Origin of the sequence: Streptomyces sp. NPDC048523 (assembly GCF_043199815.1) — a bacterium.
Taxonomy (GTDB): Bacteria; Actinomycetota; Actinomycetes; order Streptomycetales; family Streptomycetaceae; genus Streptomyces.
This window is the reverse complement of record NZ_JBICWQ010000001.1, coordinates 754,355-779,536: the sequence shown is the minus strand read 5'-3', so window position 1 is coordinate 779,536 and position 25,182 is coordinate 754,355. Positions and strand designations below refer to the sequence as shown.

General features: G+C 71.4%; 23 protein-coding genes and 2 pseudogenes. 16 read left to right on the top strand and 9 right to left on the bottom strand.

Going from position 1 to position 25,182, the window contains the following annotated elements; all coding sequences use genetic code 11:
• Positions 1-244 precede the first annotated feature (244 nt).
• Entirely contained in the window at positions 245-1,534 is a 1,290-nt protein-coding gene (locus ACGFWE_RS03560) for an MFS transporter (protein WP_393597556.1), read from the top strand.
• Between the two features lie 44 nt (positions 1,535-1,578).
• Here the strand turns inward: ACGFWE_RS03560 and ACGFWE_RS03555 are convergent, their stop codons facing one another.
• Positions 1,579-1,845, bottom strand: coding sequence for a hypothetical protein (locus tag ACGFWE_RS03555; RefSeq protein WP_393597554.1), 267 nt, complete (start codon positions 1,843-1,845; stop codon positions 1,579-1,581).
• Between the two features lie 389 nt (positions 1,846-2,234).
• On the opposite strand from ACGFWE_RS03555, the gene pgm reads away from it, so the two are divergent.
• The 3 genes from pgm to ACGFWE_RS03540 all read left to right on the top strand — a co-directional run bounded on the left by pgm (position 2,235) and on the right by ACGFWE_RS03540 (position 6,187).
• On the top strand, positions 2,235-3,875 hold the full coding sequence (pgm, locus tag ACGFWE_RS03550) for a phosphoglucomutase (alpha-D-glucose-1,6-bisphosphate-dependent) (RefSeq protein WP_393597552.1): 1,641 nt from the start codon (positions 2,235-2,237) through the stop codon (positions 3,873-3,875).
• A gap of 6 nt (positions 3,876-3,881) precedes the next feature.
• Positions 3,882-4,781 (top strand): amidohydrolase family protein, encoded by a 900-nt coding sequence (locus ACGFWE_RS03545; protein WP_393597550.1) that lies wholly within the window; start codon positions 3,882-3,884, stop codon positions 4,779-4,781.
• A gap of 284 nt (positions 4,782-5,065) precedes the next feature.
• Positions 5,066-6,187, top strand: coding sequence for an SGNH/GDSL hydrolase family protein (locus tag ACGFWE_RS03540; protein WP_393597548.1), 1,122 nt, complete (start codon positions 5,066-5,068; stop codon positions 6,185-6,187).
• 24 nt (positions 6,188-6,211) lie between these two features.
• On the opposite strand, the gene ACGFWE_RS03535 is transcribed toward ACGFWE_RS03540, so the two are convergent.
• The 6 genes from ACGFWE_RS03535 to ACGFWE_RS03510 form a co-directional block, all read right to left on the bottom strand.
• Positions 6,212-7,126 carry a hypothetical protein gene (locus ACGFWE_RS03535; RefSeq protein WP_393597546.1) on the bottom strand — a complete coding sequence of 305 codons (915 nt, stop codon included), beginning with the start codon at positions 7,124-7,126 and terminating at the stop codon, positions 6,212-6,214.
• A 261-nt stretch (positions 7,127-7,387) separates the two neighbouring features.
• Entirely contained in the window at positions 7,388-9,406 is a 2,019-nt protein-coding gene (locus ACGFWE_RS03530; RefSeq protein ID WP_393597544.1) for an FtsX-like permease family protein, read from the bottom strand.
• A gap of 41 nt (positions 9,407-9,447) precedes the next feature.
• Positions 9,448-10,134: an ABC transporter ATP-binding protein gene (locus tag ACGFWE_RS03525; RefSeq protein ID WP_393597542.1), complete on the bottom strand. Its 687-nt coding sequence runs from the start codon at positions 10,132-10,134 to the stop codon at positions 9,448-9,450.
• A 62-nt stretch (positions 10,135-10,196) separates the two neighbouring features.
• Positions 10,197-10,523 carry a hypothetical protein gene (locus tag ACGFWE_RS03520; protein WP_393597540.1) on the bottom strand — a complete coding sequence of 109 codons (327 nt, stop codon included), beginning with the start codon at positions 10,521-10,523 and terminating at the stop codon, positions 10,197-10,199.
• Between the two features lie 654 nt (positions 10,524-11,177).
• Positions 11,178-11,480, bottom strand: coding sequence for a helix-turn-helix domain-containing protein (locus tag ACGFWE_RS03515; protein WP_352384606.1), 303 nt, complete (start codon positions 11,478-11,480; stop codon positions 11,178-11,180).
• Between the two features lie 214 nt (positions 11,481-11,694).
• Positions 11,695-12,357: a GntR family transcriptional regulator gene (locus tag ACGFWE_RS03510; protein WP_352384608.1), complete on the bottom strand. Its 663-nt coding sequence runs from the start codon at positions 12,355-12,357 to the stop codon at positions 11,695-11,697.
• A 124-nt stretch (positions 12,358-12,481) separates the two neighbouring features.
• On the opposite strand from ACGFWE_RS03510, the gene ACGFWE_RS03505 reads away from it, so the two are divergent.
• From ACGFWE_RS03505 to ACGFWE_RS03470, 8 genes and pseudogenes are all read left to right on the top strand, one after another.
• Positions 12,482-12,913, top strand: a complete 432-nt coding sequence (locus ACGFWE_RS03505; RefSeq protein WP_059211329.1) for a VOC family protein — start codon at positions 12,482-12,484, stop codon at positions 12,911-12,913.
• Positions 12,914-12,962: 49 nt separating this feature from the next.
• Positions 12,963-13,616, top strand: a complete 654-nt coding sequence (locus ACGFWE_RS03500; RefSeq protein ID WP_393597538.1) for an NAD(P)H-binding protein — start codon at positions 12,963-12,965, stop codon at positions 13,614-13,616.
• Positions 13,617-13,664: 48 nt separating this feature from the next.
• A complete protein-coding gene (locus tag ACGFWE_RS03495) occupies positions 13,665-14,066 on the top strand; it encodes a RidA family protein (protein ID WP_352385766.1) in 402 nt (133 codons plus the stop codon).
• 2 nt (positions 14,067-14,068) lie between these two features.
• Positions 14,069-14,687, top strand: a pseudogene (locus ACGFWE_RS03490) (NAD(P)H-binding protein); the annotation flags it as partial.
• 111 nt (positions 14,688-14,798) lie between these two features.
• Positions 14,799-15,908, top strand: coding sequence for an NADH:flavin oxidoreductase/NADH oxidase (locus tag ACGFWE_RS03485; protein ID WP_352384614.1), 1,110 nt, complete (start codon positions 14,799-14,801; stop codon positions 15,906-15,908).
• An 80-nt stretch (positions 15,909-15,988) separates the two neighbouring features.
• Positions 15,989-16,183: a hypothetical protein gene (locus tag ACGFWE_RS03480; RefSeq protein ID WP_352384616.1), complete on the top strand. Its 195-nt coding sequence runs from the start codon at positions 15,989-15,991 to the stop codon at positions 16,181-16,183.
• 340 nt (positions 16,184-16,523) lie between these two features.
• The gene (locus ACGFWE_RS03475; protein ID WP_393598917.1) at positions 16,524-17,360 is read left to right on the top strand and encodes a hypothetical protein; all 837 of its coding nucleotides are present in this window, start codon (positions 16,524-16,526) and stop codon (positions 17,358-17,360) included.
• A 122-nt stretch (positions 17,361-17,482) separates the two neighbouring features.
• Positions 17,483-17,706, top strand: a pseudogene (locus ACGFWE_RS03470) (hypothetical protein).
• Here the strand turns inward: ACGFWE_RS03470 and ACGFWE_RS03465 are convergent.
• Positions 17,693-17,827, bottom strand: coding sequence for a hypothetical protein (locus tag ACGFWE_RS03465; RefSeq protein WP_393597535.1), 135 nt, complete (start codon positions 17,825-17,827; stop codon positions 17,693-17,695). The pseudogene ACGFWE_RS03470 and the gene ACGFWE_RS03465 sit on opposite strands and share 14 nt — an antisense overlap.
• Before the next feature lie 262 nt (positions 17,828-18,089).
• Positions 18,090-18,812 (bottom strand): TetR/AcrR family transcriptional regulator, encoded by a 723-nt coding sequence (locus ACGFWE_RS03460; RefSeq protein ID WP_393597533.1) that lies wholly within the window; start codon positions 18,810-18,812, stop codon positions 18,090-18,092.
• Between the two features lie 159 nt (positions 18,813-18,971).
• On the opposite strand from ACGFWE_RS03460, the gene ACGFWE_RS03455 reads away from it, so the two are divergent.
• From ACGFWE_RS03455 to ACGFWE_RS03440, 4 genes are all read left to right on the top strand, one after another.
• Positions 18,972-20,477: an APC family permease gene (locus ACGFWE_RS03455; RefSeq protein WP_393597531.1), complete on the top strand. Its 1,506-nt coding sequence runs from the start codon at positions 18,972-18,974 to the stop codon at positions 20,475-20,477.
• A 21-nt stretch (positions 20,478-20,498) separates the two neighbouring features.
• Complete coding sequence (locus ACGFWE_RS03450) at positions 20,499-22,151, top strand: amidohydrolase (RefSeq protein WP_393597529.1); 1,653 nt, start codon at positions 20,499-20,501, stop codon at positions 22,149-22,151.
• Positions 22,152-22,269: 118 nt separating this feature from the next.
• Positions 22,270-23,928, top strand: a complete 1,659-nt coding sequence (locus ACGFWE_RS03445) for an NAD-dependent malic enzyme (RefSeq protein WP_393597527.1) — start codon at positions 22,270-22,272, stop codon at positions 23,926-23,928.
• 188 nt (positions 23,929-24,116) lie between these two features.
• Positions 24,117-25,133, top strand: a complete 1,017-nt coding sequence (locus ACGFWE_RS03440; RefSeq protein ID WP_393597525.1) for a LacI family DNA-binding transcriptional regulator — start codon at positions 24,117-24,119, stop codon at positions 25,131-25,133.
• The last annotated feature ends 49 nt before the right edge of the window (positions 25,134-25,182 follow it).

Below are 25,182 nucleotides of genomic sequence, written 5' to 3'. Positions count from 1 at the left end.
GGGCAGCGTCCGCGGACGATTGTGCCGCACCGTCCGGGCCGGTCGCACCGGGGCGTCTGTGCCGAACCTCGCCTCTCGGTCGGTCTTGCCCTGGCGGGAGGCGCCGGACGCACCGGCGGCGCCGGGTGATTTTCGACCGCCGCTCCCCGGGAACGTTTTCTGGGCACCCCCTGGCTCCTCACCCCTGGAGCGCCGTTGCCCACCAGGTCGACTCCCCCGAGGTCTGCGATCCCCCATGAAAGGCATGACCGGCACCCCGCCCCGCACCAGCGGCTCGTCGCCCCTCCCGGTGTACCTGACCTCGGCCGTCCTCGCCCGGACCGCCGACGAGGGAGCCCGCGTCGCACTGGTCCTGCTGGCCACCCAGCGCGCCGACAGCCCGGCGCTCGGCGGTGCCCTGGTGGCCGCGCTGATGATCCCCCACGTGGCAGCCGCGCCGGTGGTCGGCGTGCTGGCCGACTCGGTGCGGCGACGCCGTCTCTTCCACGGCAGTGCCGTGGCGCTCTACGGTGCCGCGCTCGTCGCCCTGGCCTTCCTGGTGGGCACGGTCGACGACGTCCTGACGCTGGCGCTGGCGGCCGCCGCCGGGTGCGTCGCGCCCTTGCTGACCGGAGGCCTCACCGGTCTCCTCGCGGAACTGCTCAGCAAGGATCGGTTGACCAGGGCCTTCAGTGCCGATGCCGTGTCGTACAACCTGGCGGGCATCTGCGGGCCCGCCGTCGCGGCGGCCCTGGGTACGGCGGTGGGCGCGGGAACGGCCCTCGCGGTTCTCGGGTCCGGAGCGACGACGGGTGGGCTCCTGCTGTTCTCGCTGCGGCTGCGACCGCGTCCACGGGTCGGGAGGCGTACCGAACGGCGGCGGTTCCGGCCTGCCGACCTGGTGCGGGGAGTGGTCGAAGTGGTCCGCAACCCCCCGTTGCGGTCGGTCACTTGGGGGAGCGGTGTGGCGCAGCTGGGGGTGGGGGCGCTGCCGGTGGTGAGCGTTCTGCTGGCTGCCGAGTACCACGCCGCATGGGCCGCGGGCGGGCTGATGACCGCGTTTGCCGCCGGTGCTCTGGCGGGCTCCCTGAGTTACGCCTGCCGTCCCGTCGGCCGGCACCGCCCGGAGCGCGTGGTGCTCTGGGGACTGCCGGCGACCGGGGTCCCCCTGGCGATGGTGCCGTGGGCCGGTGATGCCGTCGCGGCGGCGGCCCTGTTCGCCATGGCCGGCTTCTGTACCGGTCCGCTGTTCAGCGCGCTGCTGGCCAGCCGTGAGCGGTACGCCCCGGCGCCCGTCCGCACCCAGATCTTCACCCTCGGCGCCGGCCTCAAGAGCACCTTCGCCGCTGCCGGGGCGGGTGCGGCGGGTGCCCTGAGCGGGCTGGGAGCCGTGCCACTGATGCTGGGAGCCGCCGCATGTCAGGTGCTCGCCGGCACTCTCGCCCTCGCCCTGCTGACCGGTCGGCGCACCGGGCGGGACGGCACCGGGACGGGTCTGGCCGGGGGCTCGCCCCGCCCCTCGGCTTCCGTGCGGGACACCCCACGAGGGCGTTGAGCAAGGACGCGGTCACGATCCTGGCGCGAGGGGCGGGCCGTACGTCACCCGGCGGGGTCGATGCGCAGGACGGCGGCCGCGTCGAGGACGTCGACGACCTTCAGGCTCATGGCGTTGTTGATGGTCGCGGCGGGTCCCTCCTCACAGCTGAACGTGACACCGCCCCCGCCCGCCGACGACACGCTGCCGCCCCCGGAACAGCCCGAGACGCTGTAGCCGGACCCGGTCAGCCGGGCGACCATGTCGACCTTGCCGCCCGCGATCGCCGTCACCTTGATCGGCCCGAGGCCGTACGCCTCCGGCACGCTCACGGCGTCTCCCACGGCGACCCTGATCTCACACGTGCCGTCGGCACACGGCCCGGTCGGCGAGGGCGACGGAGTGGACGACGGGGTGGACGTCTCCGCGGGGCCGGAGGCCGACCCGGATCCGGATCTGCCGGGCCGGCTCTCGGACGTGGAGCCGTCGGAGGAGTTCGAGGAACACGACACGAGAACGGCGGACGCGCAGGCGACCACAGTGGCGACGGCGGCGTTGAATGAGGGGCTTCTACGCGTCATGGGTGCCATTGAACCCCCGCCGCCAGCCACTTCGCGGGCAGTTGTGAGGACGCAACCGCGCCCCACATGCGTCCCAGGCCCCCCGACAGGGGAGAATGGGCCCCGTACCCAACGGTCGACCCTTGCGGAGGAGCGGGGAAATGCAGAACGCGCGAGCGGGGCAGGTCGCCGGGCCCGAAGACCTCATCGACGTGGCCCGTCTGGTCACGGCGTACTACACGCTCCACCCCGACCCGGCCGAACCGGGACAGCGGGTGGCCTTCGGCACCTCGGGACACCGCGGTTCGTCCCTCGCGGCGGCCTTCAACGAGGACCACATCGCCGCCACCAGCCAGGCCATCTGCGAGTACCGCGCCGCCCAGGGCACCGACGGCCCCCTCTTCCTCGGCGCCGACACCCACGCCCTGTCCGAGCCCGCCCGCATCACGGCCCTGGAGGTGTTCGCGGCCAACGACGTGACCGTCCTCATCGACCAGGCCGACGGCTACACCCCCACCCCCGCCGTCTCGCACGCCATCCTGACCCACAACCGGCAGCGGACCTCGGCACTCGCCGACGGAGTCGTCGTCACCCCCTCGCACAACCCGCCCGCCGACGGCGGCTTCAAGTACAACCCGCCGAACGGTGGCCCCGCCGGATCGGAGGCGACCTCCTGGATCCAGGACCGCGCCAACGAGATCATCACCGGCGGTCTGAAGGACGTACGGCGCATCCCCTACGCCCGCGCCCTCGCCGCCCCCGGCACCATCCGCCACGACTTCCTCGGCGCCTACGTGGCCGACCTGCCGAACGTGCTGGACCTGGAGGCGATCCGGTCCGCCGGGGTGCGCATCGGCGCCGACCCGCTGGGCGGTGCCGCGGTCGCCTACTGGGGCCGTATCGCCGAACAGCACGGTCTCGACCTGACGGTGGTCAATCCGCTCACCGATCCCACCTGGCGCTTCATGACGCTCGACTGGGACGGCAAGATCCGCATGGACTGCTCGTCGCCCTACGCCATGGCCTCGCTCATCGAGCAGCGCGACCGGTTCGACATCGCCACCGGCAACGACGCCGACGCCGACCGGCACGGCATCGTCACACCGGACGCGGGCCTGATGAACCCCAACCACTACCTGGCCGTGGCCATCTCGTACCTGTTCTCGCACCGGGAGCAGTGGCCCGCGGGGGCCGGGATCGGCAAGACCCTGGTGTCGTCCAGCATGATCGACCGGGTCGCCGCGGATCTCGGCCGGACGCTGGTCGAGATCCCCGTCGGCTTCAAGTGGTTCGTGGACGGTCTGTCCGACGGCACGATCGGCTTCGGCGGCGAGGAGTCGGCCGGCGCGTCCTTCCTGCGCCGCGACGGCTCGGTGTGGACCACCGACAAGGACGGCATCATCCTGGCCCTGCTCGCCTCCGAGATCACGGCGGTCACCGGCAAGAGCCCCTCGCAGCACTACGCCGCGCTCACCGACCGCTTCGGCGCCCCCGCGTACGCGCGCGTCGACGCACCGGCCTCCCGCGAGGAGAAGGCCCTGCTCGCCAAGCTGTCCCCGCGCCAGGTCACCGCCGACACCCTTGCCGGAGAGCCGGTCACCCAGGTCCTCACCGAGGCACCCGGCAACGGCGCCGCCCTCGGCGGCATCAAGGTGGCCACCGCCAACGCCTGGTTCGCGGCCCGCCCCTCGGGCACCGAGGACGTCTACAAGATCTACGGGGAGTCCTTCCTCGGTCCCGATCATCTGAGCCGGGTCCAGGAGGAGGCCAGGTCCGTGGTGCTGTCGGCGCTGGGCGCCTGACCCGGCATGGACGATCGCGAGCTGGCGCCGGAGGCGGAGGCCGGCGAGATCCGCCGTTTCTGGGGCGGGCTCGGTCTGCCGGGCCTGATCGACGTCCACACCCACTTCATGCCCGAGCGGGTCCTGCACAAGGTCTGGGAGTACTTCGACGGTGTCGGGACGCTGACCGGCGGACTGGAGTGGCCGATCACGTACCGGAAGGAGGAGGCGGAGAGAACGGCCCTGCTGCGGGAGTTCGGGGTCAGGGCCTTCACCGCGATGCTCTACCCGCACAAACCCGGTATGGCCAGGTGGCTGAACGGATGGGCGGCCGACTTCGCCCGCCGCACCCCCGACTGTCTGCACACCGCCACCCTCCACCCCGAGCCGGACGTCGAGACATACGTCCGCGAGGCCGTCGAGGCAGGGGCGCGGGTGTTCAAGGCGCACGTCCAGGTGGGCGGGTACGACCCGGCCGACGAACTCCTCGACCGGGCCTGGGGGCTGCTGGCCGAGGCGGGCATCCCCGTGGTGATCCACTGCGGCTCCGGACCCGCGCCCGGCAAGCACACCGGCCCCGAGCCCGTCGCGCGGGTGCTGGCCCGCCACCCCGGGCTGCGGCTGATCGTCGCGCACATGGGCATGCCCGAGTACGAGGAGTTCCTCGACCTGGCCGAGCGGTACGACCAGGTGCGGCTGGACACGACGATGGCGTTCACCGACTTCACCGAGCGCCTCGCGCCGTTCCCGCGCCCGGCCCTGCCCCGGCTCGCCGCACTCGGTGACCGCATCCTGCTCGGCTCCGACTTCCCCAGCATCCCCTACCCCTACCTGCACCAGCTCCACGCCCTGGAACGCCTGGACCTCGGACCGCAGTGGCTGCGGGCCGTGTGCCACGACAACGCGAGAAGCCTGTTCGACCTGTGACGGCGCTGCCGCGCACGGGCCGAGGGGTGGGAGAAGGGCCGCCTCGACCTCCCCAGGTGCGACGGCCCTTCTCCCGGGTAAGCATCGACTCTGCTACCCCGAAGATCCGGACTCATGCAGGAGGGATTGACGGACACGCGTGGTGTGGTCACCCTGAACAACGCCAGGGGTGTGGGAGCGCTCCCGTGCCGTACGGGTCGTACAGGCAGTACGGGCCGTACTGAGCATTCCGGGGCGGGCACCGCACCCCGCCCCGACCGCGCCCACCAGCCAAGGATGGCCAGATGCAGCCCCCTTCGCCCCGTCCCTTATCCCGCAGAACCCTGGTGACCGTCGCCGCCGCCGGCCTGGTCGCCGCCGTCGCCGCCCCCTCGCGGGCGTCGAGCGCCGCCTCGGCCCGGTTCCACACGGTGGGCCGGGTCAAAGCCGCCGCCGACGGGTTCGTGCGCTACAGCTGGCCCGGCATCTACTTCGAGGCCCGGTTCCGCGGCACCGGCGTCGGCGTCCTCCTCGACGACTCTGTCAACGACTACGACGTCCAGGTGGACGGCAGGACCGCGGCCACCCTCGTGACCCCTGGCCGGACCACCTCCTGGGTCAGGGGACTCTCCGACACCGAGCACCGCGTGCGCCTGGTCAAGCGCACCGAAAGCCCCTGGAGCGAGGGCAGGTTCGGCGGCTTCGTCGCCGCTGCGGGCGGTGTGATCCTCGCCCCGCCCCCGGCCCGGCGCAGGCAGATCGAGTTCATCGGAGACTCCTACACCGCGGGCTACGGCAACCTCTCCGGCACCCGTGACTGTTCGGGCAACGGGGGAGTCGACCGGAACACCGACTCCGACCTCTCCTTCGGCGCCCTCACCGCCCGGCACCTCGGCGCCGACTACCAGATCAACGCCTTCTCCGGCCGCGGCATGGTCCGCAACTACAACGGCAGCAGCCCCGGCACCGACTTCCGCACCTACTACGACCGCGCCCTGCTGAGCGTGGCGGGCGACGTCTGGCAGAAGCCGGCCGGCTGGCGGCCGCAGGCCGTCGTCATCGGGCTGGGCCTCAACGACTTCTCCACACCCCTGAACCCGGGCGAGCGCTGGAGCACGGAGGCCGAACTCGTCAGCGCCTACGAGTCCGCCTACCACGGCTTCCTCGACAAGCTGCGCGCCCGCTACGGCCCCAGGACGTTCCTCGTCGTCAGCGCCACCGGTCTGGGCTCCACCCCCTTCGCCGAGACCGTCGAAAGGATCGCCCGCACCCGCAACGCGCGAGGCGACGAGCGGGTCGGCCACTGGTACTACGCCGACACCGCCCTGGATCACCTCGGTTGCGACTGGCACCCCTCCGTGCGGGACCATCGCATCATCTCGGGCCTGCTCGACGACCACCTCGCCACGCTTCCGCTGGCCTGGTAGCGGACTGACGGGCGGGCCCGGTGTTCAGCTGATGCAGAGCAGGTTGAGCACGCACAGTCCCGACGGATCGGTCGCGGACGACGAGGTGCCCGTCTGTGCGGTCGTCGAGCTGTCGCCACTCGTGCTCGCGCTGGTGCCCGTGTTCGTGGTCGTGGTGCCGGCGGCGGACGAGGAGGAGGTCTGACCCGTCGTCGTGCCGGTCGTGCCGGTCGTGCCCGTCGTGTCCGTCGTCGTCGTACCGCTCGTGCCGCCGGTGTCGGTGCCGGCCGCGGCCGACGTCGAGAGCGTGCCCTGGGACTGCGACCGCGAGGCGGTCGTCGCCGTGGGCGGGGGGGAGGTGGCGGAGTCGGTGTGGACCGACGACCGGGTCGTCGTGGACGCCGAGTCGACGGTCCGCCGGTGCGAGCCGACCTTCGTGGCGGGGGTGGACGTCGACGCCTGCTGTGCCGTGGCGGGCTTCGCCCCCGGGAGGGCGTCGTCCGAGGTGGGCAGCTCCGCCACACCCATGGACCGGTTGTCCGGCGAGGCGGCCGCCTGGTCGCGGGTGTTGGACTGCTGGCTCATCGCGGTGACGGTCAGGCCACCACCGACGAGGGCGACGGCGGTCGCGACCACGGCCTTGCGCTGGTTCTTCTTCCAGCGGGCCCGCTGGCGCCGACGTGCCGCCCGCCCCTCCGCCACCACGGGAGCGTCCGCCACGTCCTCGGACGGGACGTCCGGGTCGGTCCCGGTCGTCGGCTCCTCGGGGAGACCCGCGTCGTGCCACTTGGGTGCTTCGTCCCACGCCGCTGACGCCGTGCCCGTCGTCGCGAGGAGGTGGGAGGGGGGAGCGATGTCCGGGGCGTAGGCGCCGCATCCGGGACACGCCAGGGCGCCGTTGAGATGCCGACGGCACGAGGAGCAGTAGTCCATCTGGTCTTCCTGAGTCGACTGCACCATCGGCCCGATGGCCGTGGCCGGTCTCGTTCGCACGGAGGATCGAGCCGAGGCAAAAGTAGCGAGGCTTTCGAAAGGCGGTGTGCAGCCTGTGTGATGCTCCTGCGCAGATGTCCGAGGAGTGCGGTGGGCACGGGGGACGTACGTCGTATTCGAGCCACTTGTCTGGCATGCGTCCCCGGCTCGAGTCCCCCCGCAGTCGGAGACGGCCGGGGTGGCCGTGGAGCTGGCGTAGGCTCCGCGGCCACCCCGGCCGGCCGCTGTTCAGTCCGGTTGTTGGGCCGGGTTGTCGGTGACGGCCCGGAGGAGGGGACGGCTGGCGGCGATCGCGGCGAACATCGCGGCGGCTCCGATCAGGACACAGACCGTCAGCTGCAGAGCGCCGGAGGAGTCCACCGTCGTATCGCCCGCTTCGTTGAGCTTGACAGCGCCGTAGACCCCGGAGGCGGTCATGCCTCCGGCGAGGACCACCAGCGGGACGACTGTCTCGCGGACTCTGGCCCGGTCCAGTACCTTCATCGGGGTTCCGGCCAGACGCAGGAGGCCGTAGACGCGGCGGCGGTCGAGGACGTTCGCGGCGGCGGTCAGGCCCGCGGAGGCGGTGGCGACGACGAAGCCCGCGGTCAGGACCGCCAGGCCCAGCTCACGCCGCGTGGCGGAGCCGAGGTCGTCGGCGGCGGTGAAGTATTTCTGGGTGTACGGCGGCGACGCGGGGTTGAGGGCCGTCAGCGCGGTAAGCGCGGTGTCGACCTGTGCCGGTCCGCTTGGGAGACGGACCGTGACGCCGGCGCGGCCCCACAGCAGCGAGTCGTCGTCTTTGTCGTCGGTGCGGGCGTGCACGGTGGCGGTGACCCCGGCTTCCGTCAGCAGCGCGCGGGCCCGTTCGGCAGCCTCCCGTGCGGCGGCGGGACGATGCTCCGCCGCGGGCACGGACACGGCGACCTGCCCCGAATAGTCGTGGCCGCCAAAGTCGAGGTGGGCGACGGAGAGGAATCCGGCCACGAATCCGGCCATCACCAGGCCGCTGACGGTACGCCAGGCGCTGCGAGGGTCGTCGCTCAGCCGGCGGGCGGCCAGCAGGGTGGCGGGGCGGCGGGCGAAGCGGGCCATGAGGCGGCCGAGGCGGTCCACGACCCAGGGGCCGATGATCCAGAACGCGCCGTAGAAGAGCATCACCAGGGCGGCCTGTTGCGACGTCTTGAGGCCGCCGCCGTCCACGCTGACGAGGATGTAGAGCACGGCAGCGGCGAACAGGACCAGACGGATCATGCGAGTGCGGCGCGGGTTGGACTGCTGGGCGACGCCCAGCGGTGAGCGGGCGACCTGCCGCAGTGTGCTCACCGCACTGAGGGCGGTGAGCAGCGAGACCGAGGCGACCACCGCGAGCACGCCCAAGCCGCCTACCCAGAGGTCGCCGGTGTGCCAGGTCCCGATGCCGAAGGGCAGGTGGGCGAGGGCCGGGAGCAGCAGCCGGTAGGCGAGGGCGCCCGCCGCCGCTCCCGCCGCGCCGACCGCCGCGGTCTCGGCGCCGGTCATGGCGAGGATCTGGCGGGGGGTCGCTCCGGCCAGCCGCAGCGCGGCGAGCCGCTGTTCCCGGCGGGCCGCCCCGAGCCGTCCGGAGGCGGTCGCCAGCATAAGCACGGGCACGACGAGCAGGCCGGCGCCCAGCAACATCCCGGACTGGTCGTAGACGGTGAACGGGCTCGGGGTGGTGCCGGAGTAGCCGGAGATGACCACGCGGGCAATCAGCCCGCTGTCCAGGGGAGCGTCACCCGCGGCAGGGGAGACTGCGGGATCGGAGGCGGAGCGTCCGACCACCGCCACCAGTTCGTCCGGGGCGGCCAGTCCGGCTGCGCCGATCGTCTCGTAGGAGGCGGTCTTGGGGAACCGGTCGGCGAGTTGCAGGGCAGGCAACCTGTGCGCCAGCTCGGCGAGGGCCGGGGAGAGGTAGACCTGGCCGGGCTTGGGGAAGGCGGCCACTCCCGGCGGCGCGGGCGTGGGTTTGCGGCCGGGCAACTGGGCGAGGCTGACCACGGTGACCGGCTCGCCGCGGACGAAGGTCGTGGTCAATGCCTGGACTGCGGTGCCGTGCCGGTCGGGCTGCGGGGTTCGCCACGCGGTGGCGTCTGCCCGTGCGCCGGCCCCGTGCCAGGCGGCGAACAGGACCAGCAGCACCAGGGAGCTGACGGTGGCGGCCGCGGCGGCCAAGAGCTGACCCTGCCAACCGCGTCGGCCGGAACGGCGGGCTAGATGCCAGGTCAACGGCAGGACGGGGGAGGACATGAAGGGCTCCGGGAGGATCAGACAGTGGTGATGTACGGGGCTCAATGAGCGGCCGTGTACTGGAGGGGGCCGGTGATCCGGCCGTCGCGGACCTGGAGGATCCGGTCGCAGTGGGCGGCGACGTCGACGTCGTGGGTGACGATGACGAGCGAGGCGCCCTGGTGCCGGGTGACCGAGGTCAGCAGGCCGATGACCTCCTCGCTGGTGGACTGGTCCAGCGCGCCGGTGGGTTCGTCGGCGAAGACGACATCGGGTTCGACCACGAGGGCGCGGGCGATCGCGACCCGCTGGGCCTGGCCGCCGGACAACTGACCGGGGCGGCGCTGTTCCAGGCCCTCCAGGCCGAGCGGGGCGAACCAGCGGCGGGCCTTTGCCACCGCCTGCCGCCGAGGGGTGCCCTCCAGCATCAAGGGCAGGGCGATGTTCTCCTCGGCGGGCAGTTCCGGCAGCAGTTGGCCGAACTGGAAGACGAAGCCGAAGCGCCGCCTGCGCAGTGCGCTGAGCCTGTTCTCGCCGAGCTTGTCGATGCGCTCGCCACGTAGCAGCACCTGTCCGCCGTCGGGACGGATGATCCCGGCAAGGGTGAGCATGAGGGTGGACTTGCCGGACCCGGACGGGCCCATGACGGCGAGCGATTCGCGCTCGCCGACCTCGACGTCCACCCCGGCCAGGGCGGTGGTGGACGCGTACTTTTTGACCAGGCCGATGCCGGTCAGGACGGTTCCCATGATCGTGTGTCGTTCCCCTCTCAAACGGTTCAAAGGAGCTTTCCGCTGCCTCTCGGCGCTTCTCAGCGGTCGAACTTCCAGGTGCTGGAGGCGGAGTCGGCCTTGATGACGCGCACCGGGATCTTGAGCTGCCGCCCGTCTGTCCTCTCGGTGCAGGTCATGGTCGTACCGGCCACTGACTTGAGTTCGCCCGACAGACACTCCGGCCACCTTGCGGCCGACCCACGGAAGCGGCGGTACCTCGACTGGATGCGGCCGACGACCAGCTTCGCCGCGAGCGCCTTCTGGCCGTCCACGGTCACCGTGCTCTGCTGGTCCAGCCCAGTTGTGGATGTAGTACCGCTCAACGCGTGGGTGGCGGCGGTCCCGGCGCCGAGGACGGCAGCCACCGTGAACCAGTAACGATCATGGACTTGCGCTGCATGCCGTGCCTCTCGAAGCCGGGGTTGTGATCCGCCTTCACTCTCGCCGCCCAGCGGCACCCCGCGCCTCGGCCGAACGGCCATTGCCCGCGGCCTTCCGCCGCGCCGGGTCAGCCGATCGACCGATCAAGGCGGAGATCCTGGCCCGGCTGCGAGCCGAGCACAGCAATCTGCTCAACACCAGCCCCAACCGGCGGCTGGAGTCAACGTGCCGCGTTGCCACGGGCTCCGCGGCTTGCAGAGGTAGATCGGCTTCCTGGTCTCGGTGGTGATGGCCTGGTGCTCGGCGATTTTCCGGCCGCGGTCCCAGGTGAGCGGTCAGTGCCTTCGGAGCTGGTGACACCACCCCCCCGGGCCATGCACTCGATAAGGGGAGGTAGTCATGCCAACTCCGAAGGCCGGTAACCCCGTTGCGGGGCTATGAAAGACGGTAATGGGGGGACGGTGATGGACACCATGCCGCGGATGATGCCCCGCCCGGTGGGCCGGCGGGCGATCTTCGGACGGCACATGGGCCTGGCTGACCGCAGCCGCTGGGAGAGGGTGCGCTTGATCGCCTGGCGCCGACGAGGGTCGTAGAGCGATAGGCAGACCGCTTCGTGCGAGATCTGCATGGAGGTGTCACCAGGAAACTGCCGTCGCAGCCATCCTGCAGATCTGCTCGGCTGACCAGCACAGGGCGGGCTTGGCTTCCACCAGAGCCCTTAAAGCAGGCCGTTGAGCGAGTTTGGCCTGCTTGGGGCGGCGCCCGCGCTGGTCGGCGGCTGCATCGGCCGAGGCGGCTCGGTAGCGGTCCCGGCCCCCGTTGCGGGCGATCTCGCGGGAGACGGTCGAAGGAGATCTGCCCAGCCGCTCGGCCAACTGCCGGGCTGATTCCCCGTCGGCGATGCCGCGGGATATCTCCTCGCGCTCGCTGCCGCTCATATGCCGCTTTGACCGCGTCTGTGGTGTGAGGCGGATGCCGCCACTCTGGTACAGGAAGCGACGGGCGTTCTGCATCAGCGCCCTGAGCGCCCGCCCGATCAAGTGAACGACTGCCCCTCGCGCCAGCGTCTCCAGATTTCGTCTTGCCGAGCTGGCGAAACCCCGTAGCCACGCACCTGTGCCTCCACGATCACATGCCATCGTTTGCCGACACTCAGGCAGTGGTTCCGGCGACCACGTCGACGGCGTGGCGCCGGTGTGCTGCGAAGAGGTCGAGGGCGGTGTCGGTGTCCCGGGCGCGCAGTGCGGTGACGAGTCCGTGGTGCTCGCGCGGGATGCGGTCGAGGTAGCCGGCGGTGCTGCGGCCGATCCGGGTCAGCAGGAACAGGTGGACCTGGCAGCGTATGCCGTCCCAGGCGTCGGCGAGGCGCCGGTGCCCTGCGGCGGCGAACACCGCGTCGTGGAAGGCGATGTCCAGGCGCACCATCTCGTGCGCATCGCCGGCCCGCTCCATCATGTCGGCCGTCTTCGCGATGGACGCGAGGTCCTCGTCCGAGGCGTGGGCGATCACCTGCCGTACGGCGAGGTCCTCCAGCGCGCCGCGCAGGCTGTCGAGCTCAGCCACGTCCTCGGCGGACAGCGTCGTCACCGTCGTGCCCCGGTGCCACGCACAGTGCACCAGGCCCTCGCGCTCCAGCAGCCGCAGCGCCTCGCGCACCGGGCCGCGGCTGACGCCCAGCTCGCCGGACAGCTCCACCTCGCGCAGCTGCTCGCCGGGGGCGTAGGCCCCGTTGAAGATGGCCTCGCGGATACGGTCCGCAACCTCGTCGGCCAGACCCCGGCGGCGAGCCGGGGCCACCTTGCCCTGATTACTCATGCCCGAATTACACCTCGACCCATGACCTAATGTTAACATTCAGTCGTTGTCGTGATGTCAACATTAGGACAAGCGGAGCAGGATCGCCCACGGGCCGCTCCGTCCCCAGCAGGAAGGCAGTGCCATGACCGTTCTCGACTCCCCGATCCCCCGCTTCCACCTGGCCGTGCCGGTCGACGACCTGGCTGCCGCGCGCCGCTTCTACGGCGACGTCCTGGGCCTGGAGCAGGGCCGCAGTGCGGACACGTGGGTGGACTGGAATCTGCACGGCCACCAGTTCGTCACGCACCTCGCGCCGGAGCGCGCGCAGCGCATACACAACCCGGTCGACGGCCACGACGTACCCGTGCCGCACTTCGGCCTGGTTCTGACGGTCGAGGCCTTCCAGGAGTTCGCCGAGCGGCTGCGGGCGGCGGGCACCGAGTTCGTCATCGAGCCGTACGTGCGTTTCGCGGGCCAGAAGGGCGAGCAGTGGACGATGTTCCTCCTCGACCCGGCCGGCAACGCGCTGGAGTTCAAGGCGTTCGCCGACGACTCCCAGGTGTTCGCCGCCTGACCGGCGGCCGGCACCACCCACCCCCACACGCGAAAGACGGGACGAGCTCATGAAGGTGTTCCAGATCGGTGCCGCCGGAGAAGTCGGCCGCCGCCTCACTCAACTCCTCACCCAACGCGGTGACGTCGTGACTGGCATGCACCGCGGGCCCGCTCAGGGCGAGACCATACAGGCGGCCGGCGGGACGCCGGTGATCGGTGATCTCATCGCAGACTCGGTCGAGGATCTGGCCGGCAAGATGCGCGGCCATGACGCCGTGGTCTTCTCGGCCGGCGCACACGGCACCGGTCAGGACAAGACGACCCTCATCGACGGCCGTGGCCTTCAAAAGGCCGCCGACGCGGCCGCGCTGGCCGGGGCGGCGCGGTTCGTCCTCGTCTCGGTGTTCCCCGACGCGCTGCGCGACGGGACACGCAGTGAGGGCTTCGAGCACTACATCAAGGTCAAGAAAACCGCCGACGTCTATCTGACGCGCACCGATCTGGACTGGCTGATCGTCCGTCCCGGAACCCTTCTGGACACCCCCGGCACCGGCCGGGTCACCGCCGGTCCCGCCGTCGAGTACGGCGACGTGCACCGCGACGACGTCGCCGCGTTCCTCGACGCCGCCCTGCACGCGCCTGCCCTCAGCCGCGTGATCGTCGAACTCACCTCCGGTGACACCCCCGTCGCGGACGCCGTCACCCGCCTCGCGGCCGCCTGAGCTCACCCCCGCACCTCAACCACAGCACCGTCAGCAAGGAGAAGCACCATCACCGCCATCGATTCCTACAGCCACGACGTCTCCGGTGAGAAGGAGTTCGGTTTCGCCCAGGCCATCAAGGTCGGCGACACGATCTACGTGTCCGGGCAGCTCTCGCACGACGAGCAGGGCAACTTCCTCTACCCGGGCGACTTCGACGCCCAGCTGAAGCAGTCCTACGCCAACTTCGAGAAGGTGCTCGCCCACTACGGCGCCACCCGCAACCAGGTCGTCTCCGAGACCCAGTTCATCGTGGACCTGCCGCGGTACAACGTGGCGATGGCCGCGGCGAACCTGGCCTACTTCGGCGACCACCGCCCCACCAGCTCCACCATCGGCGTCGCGTCGCTGTTCTTCCCGGGCCAGCTCATCGAGGTCAACTTCGTCCTCGACACCCGCCTGCCGGCCTGATCGTGAAGGTCCTGATCGCCGGAGGGCACGGCAGGATCGCCCTTCTCCTGGAGCAGCTGCTGTCCCGGCGCGGCGATGCGGTCACCGGCCTCATCCGAAACCCGGCCCAGGCCGAGGCGTTGGCGGAGGTCGGGGGCCCGGGCCCGGCTCGTGGATCTGGAGAAGGCCGCCGGCGACGAGGTCGCCCGGCATCTGACGGGTGCCGACGCGGTGGGTCCCGGGAGTTCGGTGGGCCGTAAGGACAGCGTGGACGGCGGCGCGGCGATCCTGCCGACCGACGCCGCTGAGAGCGCCGGAGTCGGACGCTACCCGCTGCTCTCCGCCATGGGCGCCGATCTGCGGGCCGTCGACGACGAGAGCCTCGACCCGGTCTTCCGTACCTATCTGCGGGCCAAGCTCGCGGCCGAGAACGCCATCCGGTCCCGGACCGCGCTCCGGGCGACGAACGTCCGTCCCGGTCTGCTCAACGACACCCCCGGCACCGGCCGGGTCGCGCTCGCCGAGCGGACCGGTCCGGGCCCCATCTCCCGGGCCGATGTCACCGCCGTCCTGCTGGCGCTGCTCGACGAACCGCGTCTGAACGGCCGGACCGCCGAGGTCATCGGGGGCACCGCCCCCATCGCGGCGCCGTGGCAGCCCACGCCGCCCGCTGAACCGGCGCTCCGCACCTCAACTCATCTCCCCGTCGACGGCGTTGCCCGCCGGCGATGCCCCACCTGAAAGGGAAACACCGTGAGCACTCTGTTCACCCCCCTCAAGCTGCGCTCCCTCCAGATACCCAACCGGGTGTGGATGTCGCCGATGTGCATGTACTCCGCCGCCCCCACGGGCCCGGAGACCGGCGCGCCGACCGACTTCCACCTCGCCCACCTGGCCTCGCGCGCCGCCGGTGGCGCGGGCCTGGTCATGGCCGAGGCCACCGGGGTCCGTCCCGACGGGCGGATCAGTCCCTGGGACCTGGGCCTGTGGAATGACCACCAGCAGGAGGCGTTCTCCCGGATCACCGTGGCCATCAAGGCGCACGGCGCCGTCCCGGCGATCCAGCTCGCCCACGCGGGCCGTAAGGCGTCGGTGGACAAGCCCTGGCTGTCCGACCGGTCCGTGCCCCAGAGCCAGGGCGGCTGGCAGACGGTGGCGCCCAGCGCGGTCGCGTACGACGGCCTGCCCGTCCCGCACGAGCTGACCGTGGCCGAGATCCGGCAGCTGGTAGCTGACTTCGCCGATTCCGCCCGCCGCGCGCTGGCCGCCGGCTTCGAGGTCGCCGAGGTGCACGGCGCCCACGGCTACCTGATCAATTCATTCCTCTCCCCGGCCTCCAACCACCGCACCGACGCCTACGGCGGCAGCTTCGAGAACCGGATCCGCTTCGCCCTGGAGGTTGTCGACGCGGTGCGCGCCGTGTGGCCCGCCGAACTGCCGGTCTTCTTCCGCACCTCGGCCACCGACTGGCTGACCGAGAACCCCGAGGACACGCGCGAGGGCTGGACCGGTGAGGACACCGTCCGCCTCGCCAAGGAGTTGACCGCTCACGGCGTCGATCTGCTCGACGTGTCCACCGGCGGCATGGTCCGCGACGCCAAGATCGTCGCTGGACCGAGCTACCAGGTGCCCTTCGCCGCCCAGGCCCGCCAAGGCACCGGCATCCCCACCGCCGCCGTCGGCATTATCACCGACCCCCACCAGGGCGAAGAGATCATCACCTCCGGGCAGGCGGACGCCGTCCTGCTCGGCCGTGAACTGCTGCGCGACCCCTACTGGCCGCAGCACGCCGCCCTCACACTCGGCGCCGAGCCGCGCTGGCCCGACCAGTACGCCTACGTCGTCAAGCGCCGCAAGCACTGAACCCTGCGCGGGCCTGCTCAGCACCCGGCCGTCCAGCCCTCGACAGGGGCGATGCGCTGCCCTCCCACGGGGAGATCCCGATGAACCACCTTGAAGTCAAGGTCGTCATCACCGGTGCCTCCTCCGGTATCGGTGCCGTCAGGGCCAAGTCCCTCGCCGCCCGCGGCCAGGAAGCCGTTGACCAGCTGATCACCGACGGGAACTCCCATCCCCGCACGACAACCAGAGCAGACGGCGGGCAGTCGCCACGCGGTCGCCCGCGACCTGAAACGTGAGGACTACCCCGCCGTGGCACAGGCGTACTGGAGCTCGGCCCTCACCAGCTCCGCAGCTGCCATATGGGCCGTCGTACGACGGTTCAACGGGATGCCCGACTGGCACCCGGGCGACCCTAAGGCTACTGGTGAGTTACTTGTCGCTTGGTTCGCCGCTCGTCAACGGCGCCCCGGGGCTGAGCGTCCTGTGACATCGCATCATGAGCGTGTGCCACCGAACCTCGCCCGATCCCGGAGAAAAACCTAGGGAAGTCTGAGCGTGAGCCCACGACTACGCGGCTGCCCGAGGCCGTGTTCCGCGGGATAGGTAGGTTTGGGGCACCGTAAGAGGAGATGCATGATGCCCGAGCGCCGCAGAGTTCTGTTCGTGACCGACCTCGCCTACCAGGCCCGGGGGCGGCGCTACTGCGATGAGGACATCTTCTTGACCTCCCGACTGCGCGACGGCTTCGACATCGGCCTGTGCCACCCGTTGGATGCCGCCGCGCTGATGGACGCCTTCGACGGGGTCGTGGTCCGTAACAGCGGGCCCGTGCTGCACTACCAGAAGGAGTACGAGGCCTTCCGGGAGCAGGCCATGGCCCGTGGCATCCGGGTCTACAACCCGCTGTCCGGCCGGGGCGACATGGCCGGCAAGCAGTACCTGCTGGACCTGACCGCCGCCGGATACCCGGTCATCCCCACCATCGACCGGCCCGAGGACCTGCACCTGCTGCCCGAGGTCGGCCGGTACGCGGTCAAGCCGAAAGCGGGCGCGGACTCCATCGGCCTGACCTTCGTGCCCCGAGAGCAGCTGAGCGACCTCGTCCACGGCGACATCCTGGTCCAGCCGCGCATCGACTTCCGCTACGAGGTGTCCTTCTACTACGTCGACGACACCTTCCAGTACGCCCTGCACGCCCCCGACCCCGAACGGCGCTGGGTCCTTGCGCCCTACGAGCCCGCCGACGCCGACCTGGCCTTCGCCCGGTCCTTCATCGACTGGAACACCCTCGACCACGGCGTCCAGCGTGTGGACGCCTGCCGCACCCAGGAAGGCGAGCTGCTCCTCGTAGAGCTGGAGGACCTCAACCCGTACCTGTCCCTGGACCTGGTCTCCGACCGGACCCGTGACACGTTCGTGGCGAGCATGACGGCATCCCTCCACCGGTTCCTGGACGCTCAGCCTCGTGTCTGAGGTGGCATACGAGCCCTCACGAGCGATCGCTCAGACTTCGATGGCACGCATTCGTTGTCACAGGACACCCTGACCGCCACGACCGATTCGCTCCGCAACGGGCCGGGGTCAGGCTGGAAGGCGTGACCAGCGCGCCGATCGTCGTGCACCGGCCGTCCATCTCGGGCGGCCGGAGGGGCACCGTGCGCAGCGGCGGCCGGGACGAGATCCTCGGCACCGCGTACAGCGACCACGACCTGGGCGTCTCCCTTGAAGCCGCCGACTCGCCGACCCCGAGGCCATCCTCGACGACCCGCAGCGGGTGGAATGGCGAGGCGGCCCCGCCCACGAATTCAGCGCCGCCTGACGTCCGGCGGCAGCAGCCGGACAGCGCACGTGCCGAGGTCGGTCATGGCGTGTGTGGACCGGTCGTAGGCGAAGGCGTGCGAGTTGAAGTCGTCGCCGGCTCGTGCGGAGCTGCCGACCACCGTGTCACGGTCGAGGGCGAACCCCGAGCTGTAGGTGCCGCCGAGCGTGCCCAGGTCGATGGCGGTGTAGTGCCGTGAGGACGGCTTGGCGGTGTGGGCGAGCGCCGGGCGCCCGAGCCGAGTCCGAGCCGAGTCCGAGCAGTGCGAGCGCGAGCGTCGCGACCGTGGCGGAGTTCCGCCCTGTGGACGGGTGTGCGAACTTGGCGTTGCTACCGGCCAGCCACTCCAGCCAACCGCCGCCCCAGGGAACGTACGGAAACACTCATCCGGGTGACGAACCCCCCGTGGACGCTGACCGCGTCGGCGCGCGCGCCGCCAGCGCCTCGAGGATCAGGTCCACCGCCTTCTCGAACGAGCTGTCCGCCATCCCCGGCAGTTCGCGGCGTACCGCGGTGAGCGCCGGGTACGTCACCGGGTCCAGGTCCTGGTAGACCTCCCGCCACGCCCGCCGGTCGGCCTCGCGCTGCTGCCGGGGCAGTGCCTGGAACGCCGCGTCCGTGGCCGCGTGGCTGAGCACGGTGTCGATGAAGGCCAGGTACAGGCGGGCGGCGACGGCCGGTGCGAAGCCCGCGGACAGCAGCAGGCCGATCCCGGTGTCCACCGCCCGGATCTCGCTGCTGCGCCGGGTCACCCGGTGCGCGGCCAGGGCGGCCGCCCGCGGATGGGCGAGGTATCCGGCACGGACCCGCAGGGCCATCTCGCGCAGCGAGGCCACCCAGTCGTCCCCGGGCACGAACCCCGCCATCGCGTCGCCGATGATCCGGTCCGCGATGGCGAGCACCAGGTCGTCGGTGTCGTGGAAGTAGCGGTACAGGGCGGTCGGGTCGCAGCCCAGCGCCGCGCCGAGCCGGCGCACGCTCAGCGCCTCGGAACCGTGCTCGCCGATCAGCCGCAGCGCGGTCTCGACGATCAGGCCCTCGGACAGCAGGACTCCGGAGCGGGTGGGCCGCCGACGTCGGCGTTCCTCCGGGACACGGCTGGACATGACCGGGATCCTCTCGCCGGGGCCTCCCTGAACGACCCGGGCCCTCAGTGAACGACCCCGGCCGCCTTACGTCAACAGGGTTGACCCAATGTGGGCATCGGCTGTTCCATCACCTCACCGCGCGGCTCTTCCCCGTCTCCCGTCCCCGAGGAGCCCTCCATGTCGTCCAGACCGTCCCTCTCCTCCGCTCCGAGCCCGGATCTGCGCCGTTCCCTCGGCGTCGTCGACGGCGTGGCCATCGCCGCGTCCAGCACCGCGGCCACCACCAGCATCGCCATCGGCATGGGCACGATCGCGACCATCGTGGGCCTCCAGGCCCCCGCCCTGCTGCTCCTGGCCTTCCTGCCGGTCCTCGGCATCGCCACCGCCTACGCCCGCCTGAACCGCTCGGAGCCGAACTGCGGCAACGGCTACGTCTGGGTCGGCAAGTCCCTCGGTCCCTGGCCCGGCTTCCTGACCGGCTGGGTCACCCTGGTCGGCTCCGTCATCTTCTGCGCCTACACCAGCGCGATCATGGGCTCGGTGGTCCTGGCCTTCGCCAACAAGGCCGGGCTGCACAGCGTCGCCGGGATCGCCCTCGACCCGACGTCCACCGGTGTCACCACCGGCGTCGGACTGGTGATCCTCGTCGCCCTCACCGCGCTCGCCGTCACCGGGGTGCGGGCCGCCACCCGCTTCCAGTTCGCCCTCCTGGTCTTCGAGTACACGGTCCTGCTGGCCTTCTGCGGCTGGGCCCTGATCACCGGCGACCACGCCCTCTCGCTGTCCTGGTTCAACCCCTTCGAGATCTCCAGCGGCACCACGTTCGCCCAGGGCATGGTCCTCGCGGTGTTCTTCTTCTGGGGCTGGGACGCGGCCTTCAGCGTCAACGAGGAGACGAAGAGCCCGGGCGACGCGGCGCGCGGTGGCCTCATCGCCCTCTTCGCGATGCTCGGACTGTTCCTCTTCGCCTCGGTCGCCTTCCAGCGGGAGATGAGCCTGGCCGAACTCGTCCGCAACGGCCCCCAGGCCCTGCCGTACCTCGGCGAGAAACTGGCCGCCGAACCCTGGGCCACCCTGCCCCTCGTCGCGCTGATGTTCTCCGCGGTCGCCTCCGTGCAGGCCACCCTGATCCCCACGGCACGCGGCCTGTTCGCCATGAGCCGCGACCGCACGATGGGACCGGTGTGGACCCGCCTCCACCCGCGCTACGGCACCCCCGCAGCCGGCACGGTCGTCGTGATGGCCATCGCCGCGGTGGTCGCCCTGCTCGCCGTCGCGATCCCCAAGCTGAGCGACATGCTGCTGGCCGCCGTCAACGCCATCGGCCTGATCGTCGCCCTCTACTACGGCCTCACCGCGCTCGCCTGCGCCGTGCGCTTCCGATCCGCGCGTCACGACGGGCCGCGGGAGGCGCTGCTCGCCGTCGGCGTGCCCGCCGTGTCCGGACTGATCCTGCTCGGCCTCGGCGGCTACCTCGGATACTCGTATCTGACCATGAGCGACCACTTCGAACTCAGCCCGGACAACGGCTGGTTCATGTTCTCGCTGCCCGCCGCGATCGTCCTCGCCGGTCTCGCCATGGCCGCCGTCGCCAAGTACGTGCGGCACTCGCCGTACTTCAGCACCGGGCGCGGCACCGACGCCGAGTCCCTGACCCTGCCGATGGACCGCACGGCGGTCTGACCCTTCCTGGAGTTCACCCCCATGTCACACACCGCGGACCTCGTCCTCACCGGCGGTCCCGTGCACACCGTCGATGCCGCCCGCAGCCGCGCCACCGCCGTGGCCGTGCGCGACGGGCGGATCGCCGCCGTGGGCCACGACGAGGTGCACGAGCTGATCGGCCCGCGCACCGAAGTCGTCGACCTGGCGGGGAAGTTGCTCCTGCCGGGCTTCCAGGACGCCCATGTCCACCCGCAGGGCGCCGGCCTCGAACTCGGCCTGTGCCACCTCGCCGACACCGTTGACCCGGCCGAGTACCTGCGCCGGATCAGGGCGTACGCCGACCGGCACCCGGACGTCGAGTGGATCACCGGCGGCGGCTGGTCCCTGGAGGCGTTCCCCGGTGGGGCGCCCACGGCGGCGGCCCTCGACACGGTGGTCCCCGACCGGCCCGTCTTCCTGCCCAACCGCGACCACCACGGCGCCTGGGTCAACAGCCGCGCCCTGGAACGCGCGGGCATCGACGCCCGTACCCCGGACCCCGCCGACGGCCGGATCGAACGCGACGCCGACGGCAACCCCACCGGCATGCTCCAGGAGGGCGCGGTCCACCTGGTGGGAAGGCTGGTTCCGGACCCCACCGCGGAGGCCCAGCTCACGGCCCTCCTGCGGGCGCAGGCCGTGCTGCACTCCCACGGCGTCACCGCCTGGCAGGACGCCATCGTCGGCGCGTACGCCAACATGACCGACCCGGCGCCCTCCTACCTCGCGGCCCTCGACCGGGGCCTGCTCACCGCCCGGGTCGTCGGCGCCCTGTGGTGGGACCGCGAGCGGGGCGCCGAACAGATCCCCGAACTCGTCGCCCGGCGCGAGGAGTTGCACCGGGGTCGGTTCCGGGCCGGCACCGTGAAGGTCATGCAGGACGGCATCGCGGAGAACCACACCGCGGCGATGCTCGACCCCTATCTGACCGGCTGCGGTTGCTCCTCGGACAACAGCGGCATCAGCTTCGTCGAGCCGGACGACCTGAAGAAGTACGTCACCGAACTCGACGCGTCCGGCTTCCAGGTCCACTTCCACGCGCTCGGCGACCGCGCGGTGCGCGAGGCCCTGGACGCCGTGGAGTCGGCCCGCACGGCCAACGGACGGCGCGACACCCGGCACCACCTGGCCCACCTCCAGGTCGTGCACCCGCACGACATCCCCCGGTTCCGGGCCCTGGGCGCGAGCGCCAACCTCCAGATGCTGTGGGCCGCCCACGAACCCCAGATGGACGAACTGACCCTGCCCTTCCTCGGCGACGAACGCGGCGCACGGCAGTACCCCTTCGGGGACCTGCTGCGCGCCGGCACCACCCTGGCCGCCGGCAGCGACTGGCCCGTCAGCAGCCCCGACCCCTTCCAGGCCATCCATGTCGCCGTCAACCGGATCGCTCCCGACGCCCCCGAGGGCACCCCGGAGTTCCTCCCGGGGCAGCGCCTCGACCTGGGCGCCGCCATCGCCGCGTACACGGCGGGCAGCGCCTATGTGAACCACCTCGACGACATCACCGGCACCATCGCCGTGGGGAAGTCGGCCGACCTCGTCGTCCTCGACCGCGACCCCTTCGCGGGCCCGCCCGAGGAGATCGCCGCCACGCGTGTCCTGCAGACCTTCGTCGAAGGGCAGCGCGTCCACGCGGCAGGGGACGCCTGAGCCGCTCATCGGGTGACGCCGGGTGATTCCGCCGCCCGGGGACGGGGCAGTAGGGATGCGGACGGGGGAGTTGTGCACGCCGAAACCGTCCCTGCTGTCCTTCGAACCGAGGAACACCATGGCAACACCCAGCCCCGACCGTGTCCGGGGAACCGCCCTGCTCGCCGACCCCCTGCTCAACAAGGGGACCGCCTTCAGTCCCGAGGAACGCGCCGACCTCGGCCTGGACGGGCTGCTGCCACCGGCGACGGAGACGCTTCAGGAGCAGGCGGACCGGGCGTACGAGGCGTTCCTCGGCTACGACAAGCCGCTGAACCGGCACATCTACCTGCGCCAGCTCCAGGACACCAACGAGGTGCTCTTCTACGGCCTGCTCACCCGGCACATGGAGGAGATGCTGCCCGTCGTCTACACCCCGACGGTCGGTGAGGCCTGCCGCCGCTTCAGCGAGATCTACCGCAGGCCGCGCGGTCTGTTCCTGACCTACGAGGACCGGCACCGGTTCCGGGAGATCCTGCGCAACCGGCCGGGCGGCGAGGTCGACGTCATCGTCGTCACCGACGGCCAGCGCATCCTGGGTCTGGGCGACCAGGGCGTGGGCGGCATGGGCATCCCGATCGGCAAGCTCAGCCTCTACACCGCCATCGGCGGCATCCACCCCGCCCGCACCCTGCCGATCCTCCTCGACGTCGGCACCGACAACGAGGAACTGCTCGCGGGCGAGCACTACCTCGGCCGCAGGCAGCACCGCGTCACCGGAGACGCCTACGACGAGATGATCGAGGCGTTCGTCTCCGCCGTGGAGGCCGAACTCCCCGGCACCCTGCTCCAGTGGGAGGACTTCGCCACCGCCCACGCCCGCCCCATCCTCACCCGTTACCAGGACCGGCTGCTCACCTTCAACGACGACATCCAGGGCACCGCGGCCGTGGCACTCGGCGCGCTGAGCACTACCACGAAGGTCGCCGGAACATCCCTGACCGACCACCGGATCGTGGTCCTGGGTGCCGGATCGGCGGCGATCGGGGTCGCCGACATGATCCGTACCGCACTCGTGGAGGAGGGCCTGTCCGAAGAGGAGGCGGCCGGCCGGTTCTGGTTCGTCGACGTCGACGGCCTGCTGGTGGGCTCCCGCACCGACCTCACCCCCGAGCAGCGCGTCTACGCCCGCGACGACGAGGAGGTACGACAGTGGGGCGGGGACGCGCCCGACCTCGCCCGGGTCGTCGGCGAGGTGAAGCCGACGGTGCTGATCGGGCTGTCGACCGCGCACGGTGCCTTCACCGAGGAGATCGTGCGGACGATGGCCGACTCCTGCGACCGGCCGGTGATCCTGCCCCTGTCCAACCCCACCTCGAACGCCGAGGCCGACCCCGCCGACCTCGCCCGCTGGACCGACGGCAGGGCCCTGATCGCCGCCGGATCGCCCTTCCCACCGCTGAAGGTGGACGGTCGCGAGGTACCGGTCGCGCAGGCCAACAACGTCTACGTCTTCCCCGCCGTCGGCCTGGCGGTCACCGCCTGCCGGGCCACCCGGGTCACCGACCGCATGATGGTGGCCGCGGCCCGGGCCGTGGGCGACTGCGCGGTACGGGCCGGCACCGACGGCGCCACCCCGCTGCTGCCCCCGCTGGCGAGCATGCGGGACGCGGCCCGCGAGATCGCGCTCGCCGTGGCCCGGGCCGCCGTCGAGGACGGCGTCGCCCCGCAGGCGACGGAGGCCGAACTGCGCGAAGCGATCGACAAGGCCCAGTGGACCCCGCGGTACACATCCTGAGACTCACCGGCTCACCCACAGGCCGGGCGCCCAGGCGTTCCGGACGACCGGGCCGGTGCGCGGTGGCGCCGCGCACCGGCCCGAGGGCGCCGTACCCCTCCTGAGGCGAAGAGGCCATCCGGCGCCTGTGGCAGTATCGGCGGTGGGCGTGGGCCGCCTGCTGGGGTCGAGCGCAGAGGACGGGTGACATGGACCGGCCGCCAGGCATGATGGATGTGGCCCGGGAGGCCGGCGTCTCGCACATCACCGTCTCCCGTGTCGTCAACGACCATCCGTCGGTCAGGCCGGAGACGCGGGCCCGGGTCGAGGCGGCGATCCAGAAGCTGGGATACCGCCGCAACAGCGTCGCCAGGGCCCTCAAGAGCCGTCGCTCCTCGACGATCGGCGTGGTGATCGTCGGGTCGGAACTGTTCGAACTGCCCCGCATCCTCCTCGGCGTGGAGACGGCCGCCAAGCAGGCCGGTTACTGGGTGAGCCTGGCCAGCCGGCAGGGCGAGAGCACCACCGATGACCTCATGGAGACCCTGCAACGGCTCACCGACCAGTCCGTCGAGGCGATCGCGGTCGTCGCGGACCGGCCCGAGACGGTGGAGGCGCTGTCCGGGCTCGCCCTCGGAGTGCCGGTGGCGGTGGTGATGTCCGGCAACGTGCCCGACCCCGAGCTGAGCTTCGTCGAGGTCGACCAGGAACTCGGCGCCCGGCTCGCGGTCCGGCACCTCCTCGACCTCGGACACCGGGACATCGCCCACCTCACGGGCGCCCTGCGCACCTTCGACGCCCGGGCCCGGGTCGAGGGCTGGCGGGCCGAACTCACCGCCGCGACAGCCGAAGGACCCCTGCTGGAGGGCGACTTCGGCGCGGAGAGCGGGTTCCGCCTGGCCCACGAACTCTGCGACTCCGACGGCGGCCTGCCCACCGCCGTCTTCGCGGGGAACGACCAGATGGCCATGGGTGTGCTGGCCGCCTTCGCCGAACGAGGTGTGAAGGTGCCGCACGACGTGTCGGTCGTCGGCTTCGACGACATGAAGGGCGCCGGGTACCTGGTACCCGCCCTGACCACGGTCCGCCAGGACTTCGCCCACCTCGGCCGGAGCGCCATCGAGCTGTTGGTGCGCAGGGTGGACGGGGAACCGGCGCAGCGGCAGAAGATCACGCCGCGACTCGTCGTACGGCACAGTACGGCCGTACCCCGCGCGGATTCCTGAAGCGCGACTTCCGTTCGACGTTCCGCCGCCCTGCGCCAAGGGCCTCACC

Excerpts from the sequence above, each read along its gene's own strand:
- ACGFWE_RS03560 (WP_393597556.1), top strand. The coding sequence starts at position 245 with ATGACCGGCACCCCGCCCCGCACCAGCGGCTCGTCGCCCCTCCCGGTG.
- pgm (WP_393597552.1), top strand. The coding sequence starts at position 2,235 with ATGCAGAACGCGCGAGCGGGGCAGGTCGCCGGGCCCGAAGACCTCATC.
- ACGFWE_RS03545 (WP_393597550.1), top strand. The coding sequence starts at position 3,882 with ATGGACGATCGCGAGCTGGCGCCGGAGGCGGAGGCCGGCGAGATCCGC.
- ACGFWE_RS03540 (WP_393597548.1), top strand. The coding sequence starts at position 5,066 with ATGCAGCCCCCTTCGCCCCGTCCCTTATCCCGCAGAACCCTGGTGACC.
- ACGFWE_RS03535 (WP_393597546.1), bottom strand. The coding sequence starts at position 7,126 with ATGGTGCAGTCGACTCAGGAAGACCAGATGGACTACTGCTCCTCGTGC.
- ACGFWE_RS03530 (WP_393597544.1), bottom strand. The coding sequence starts at position 9,406 with ATGTCCTCCCCCGTCCTGCCGTTGACCTGGCATCTAGCCCGCCGTTCC.
- ACGFWE_RS03525 (WP_393597542.1), bottom strand. The coding sequence starts at position 10,134 with ATGGGAACCGTCCTGACCGGCATCGGCCTGGTCAAAAAGTACGCGTCC.
- ACGFWE_RS03515 (WP_352384606.1), bottom strand. The coding sequence starts at position 11,480 with ATGAGCGGCAGCGAGCGCGAGGAGATATCCCGCGGCATCGCCGACGGG.
- ACGFWE_RS03510 (WP_352384608.1), bottom strand. The coding sequence starts at position 12,357 with ATGAGTAATCAGGGCAAGGTGGCCCCGGCTCGCCGCCGGGGTCTGGCC.
- ACGFWE_RS03505 (WP_059211329.1), top strand. The coding sequence starts at position 12,482 with ATGACCGTTCTCGACTCCCCGATCCCCCGCTTCCACCTGGCCGTGCCG.
- ACGFWE_RS03500 (WP_393597538.1), top strand. The coding sequence starts at position 12,963 with ATGAAGGTGTTCCAGATCGGTGCCGCCGGAGAAGTCGGCCGCCGCCTC.
- ACGFWE_RS03480 (WP_352384616.1), top strand. The coding sequence starts at position 15,989 with ATGAACCACCTTGAAGTCAAGGTCGTCATCACCGGTGCCTCCTCCGGT.
- ACGFWE_RS03475 (WP_393598917.1), top strand. The coding sequence starts at position 16,524 with ATGCCCGAGCGCCGCAGAGTTCTGTTCGTGACCGACCTCGCCTACCAG.
- ACGFWE_RS03460 (WP_393597533.1), bottom strand. The coding sequence starts at position 18,812 with ATGTCCAGCCGTGTCCCGGAGGAACGCCGACGTCGGCGGCCCACCCGC.
- ACGFWE_RS03455 (WP_393597531.1), top strand. The coding sequence starts at position 18,972 with ATGTCGTCCAGACCGTCCCTCTCCTCCGCTCCGAGCCCGGATCTGCGC.
- ACGFWE_RS03450 (WP_393597529.1), top strand. The coding sequence starts at position 20,499 with ATGTCACACACCGCGGACCTCGTCCTCACCGGCGGTCCCGTGCACACC.
- ACGFWE_RS03445 (WP_393597527.1), top strand. The coding sequence starts at position 22,270 with ATGGCAACACCCAGCCCCGACCGTGTCCGGGGAACCGCCCTGCTCGCC.
- ACGFWE_RS03440 (WP_393597525.1), top strand. The coding sequence starts at position 24,117 with ATGGACCGGCCGCCAGGCATGATGGATGTGGCCCGGGAGGCCGGCGTC.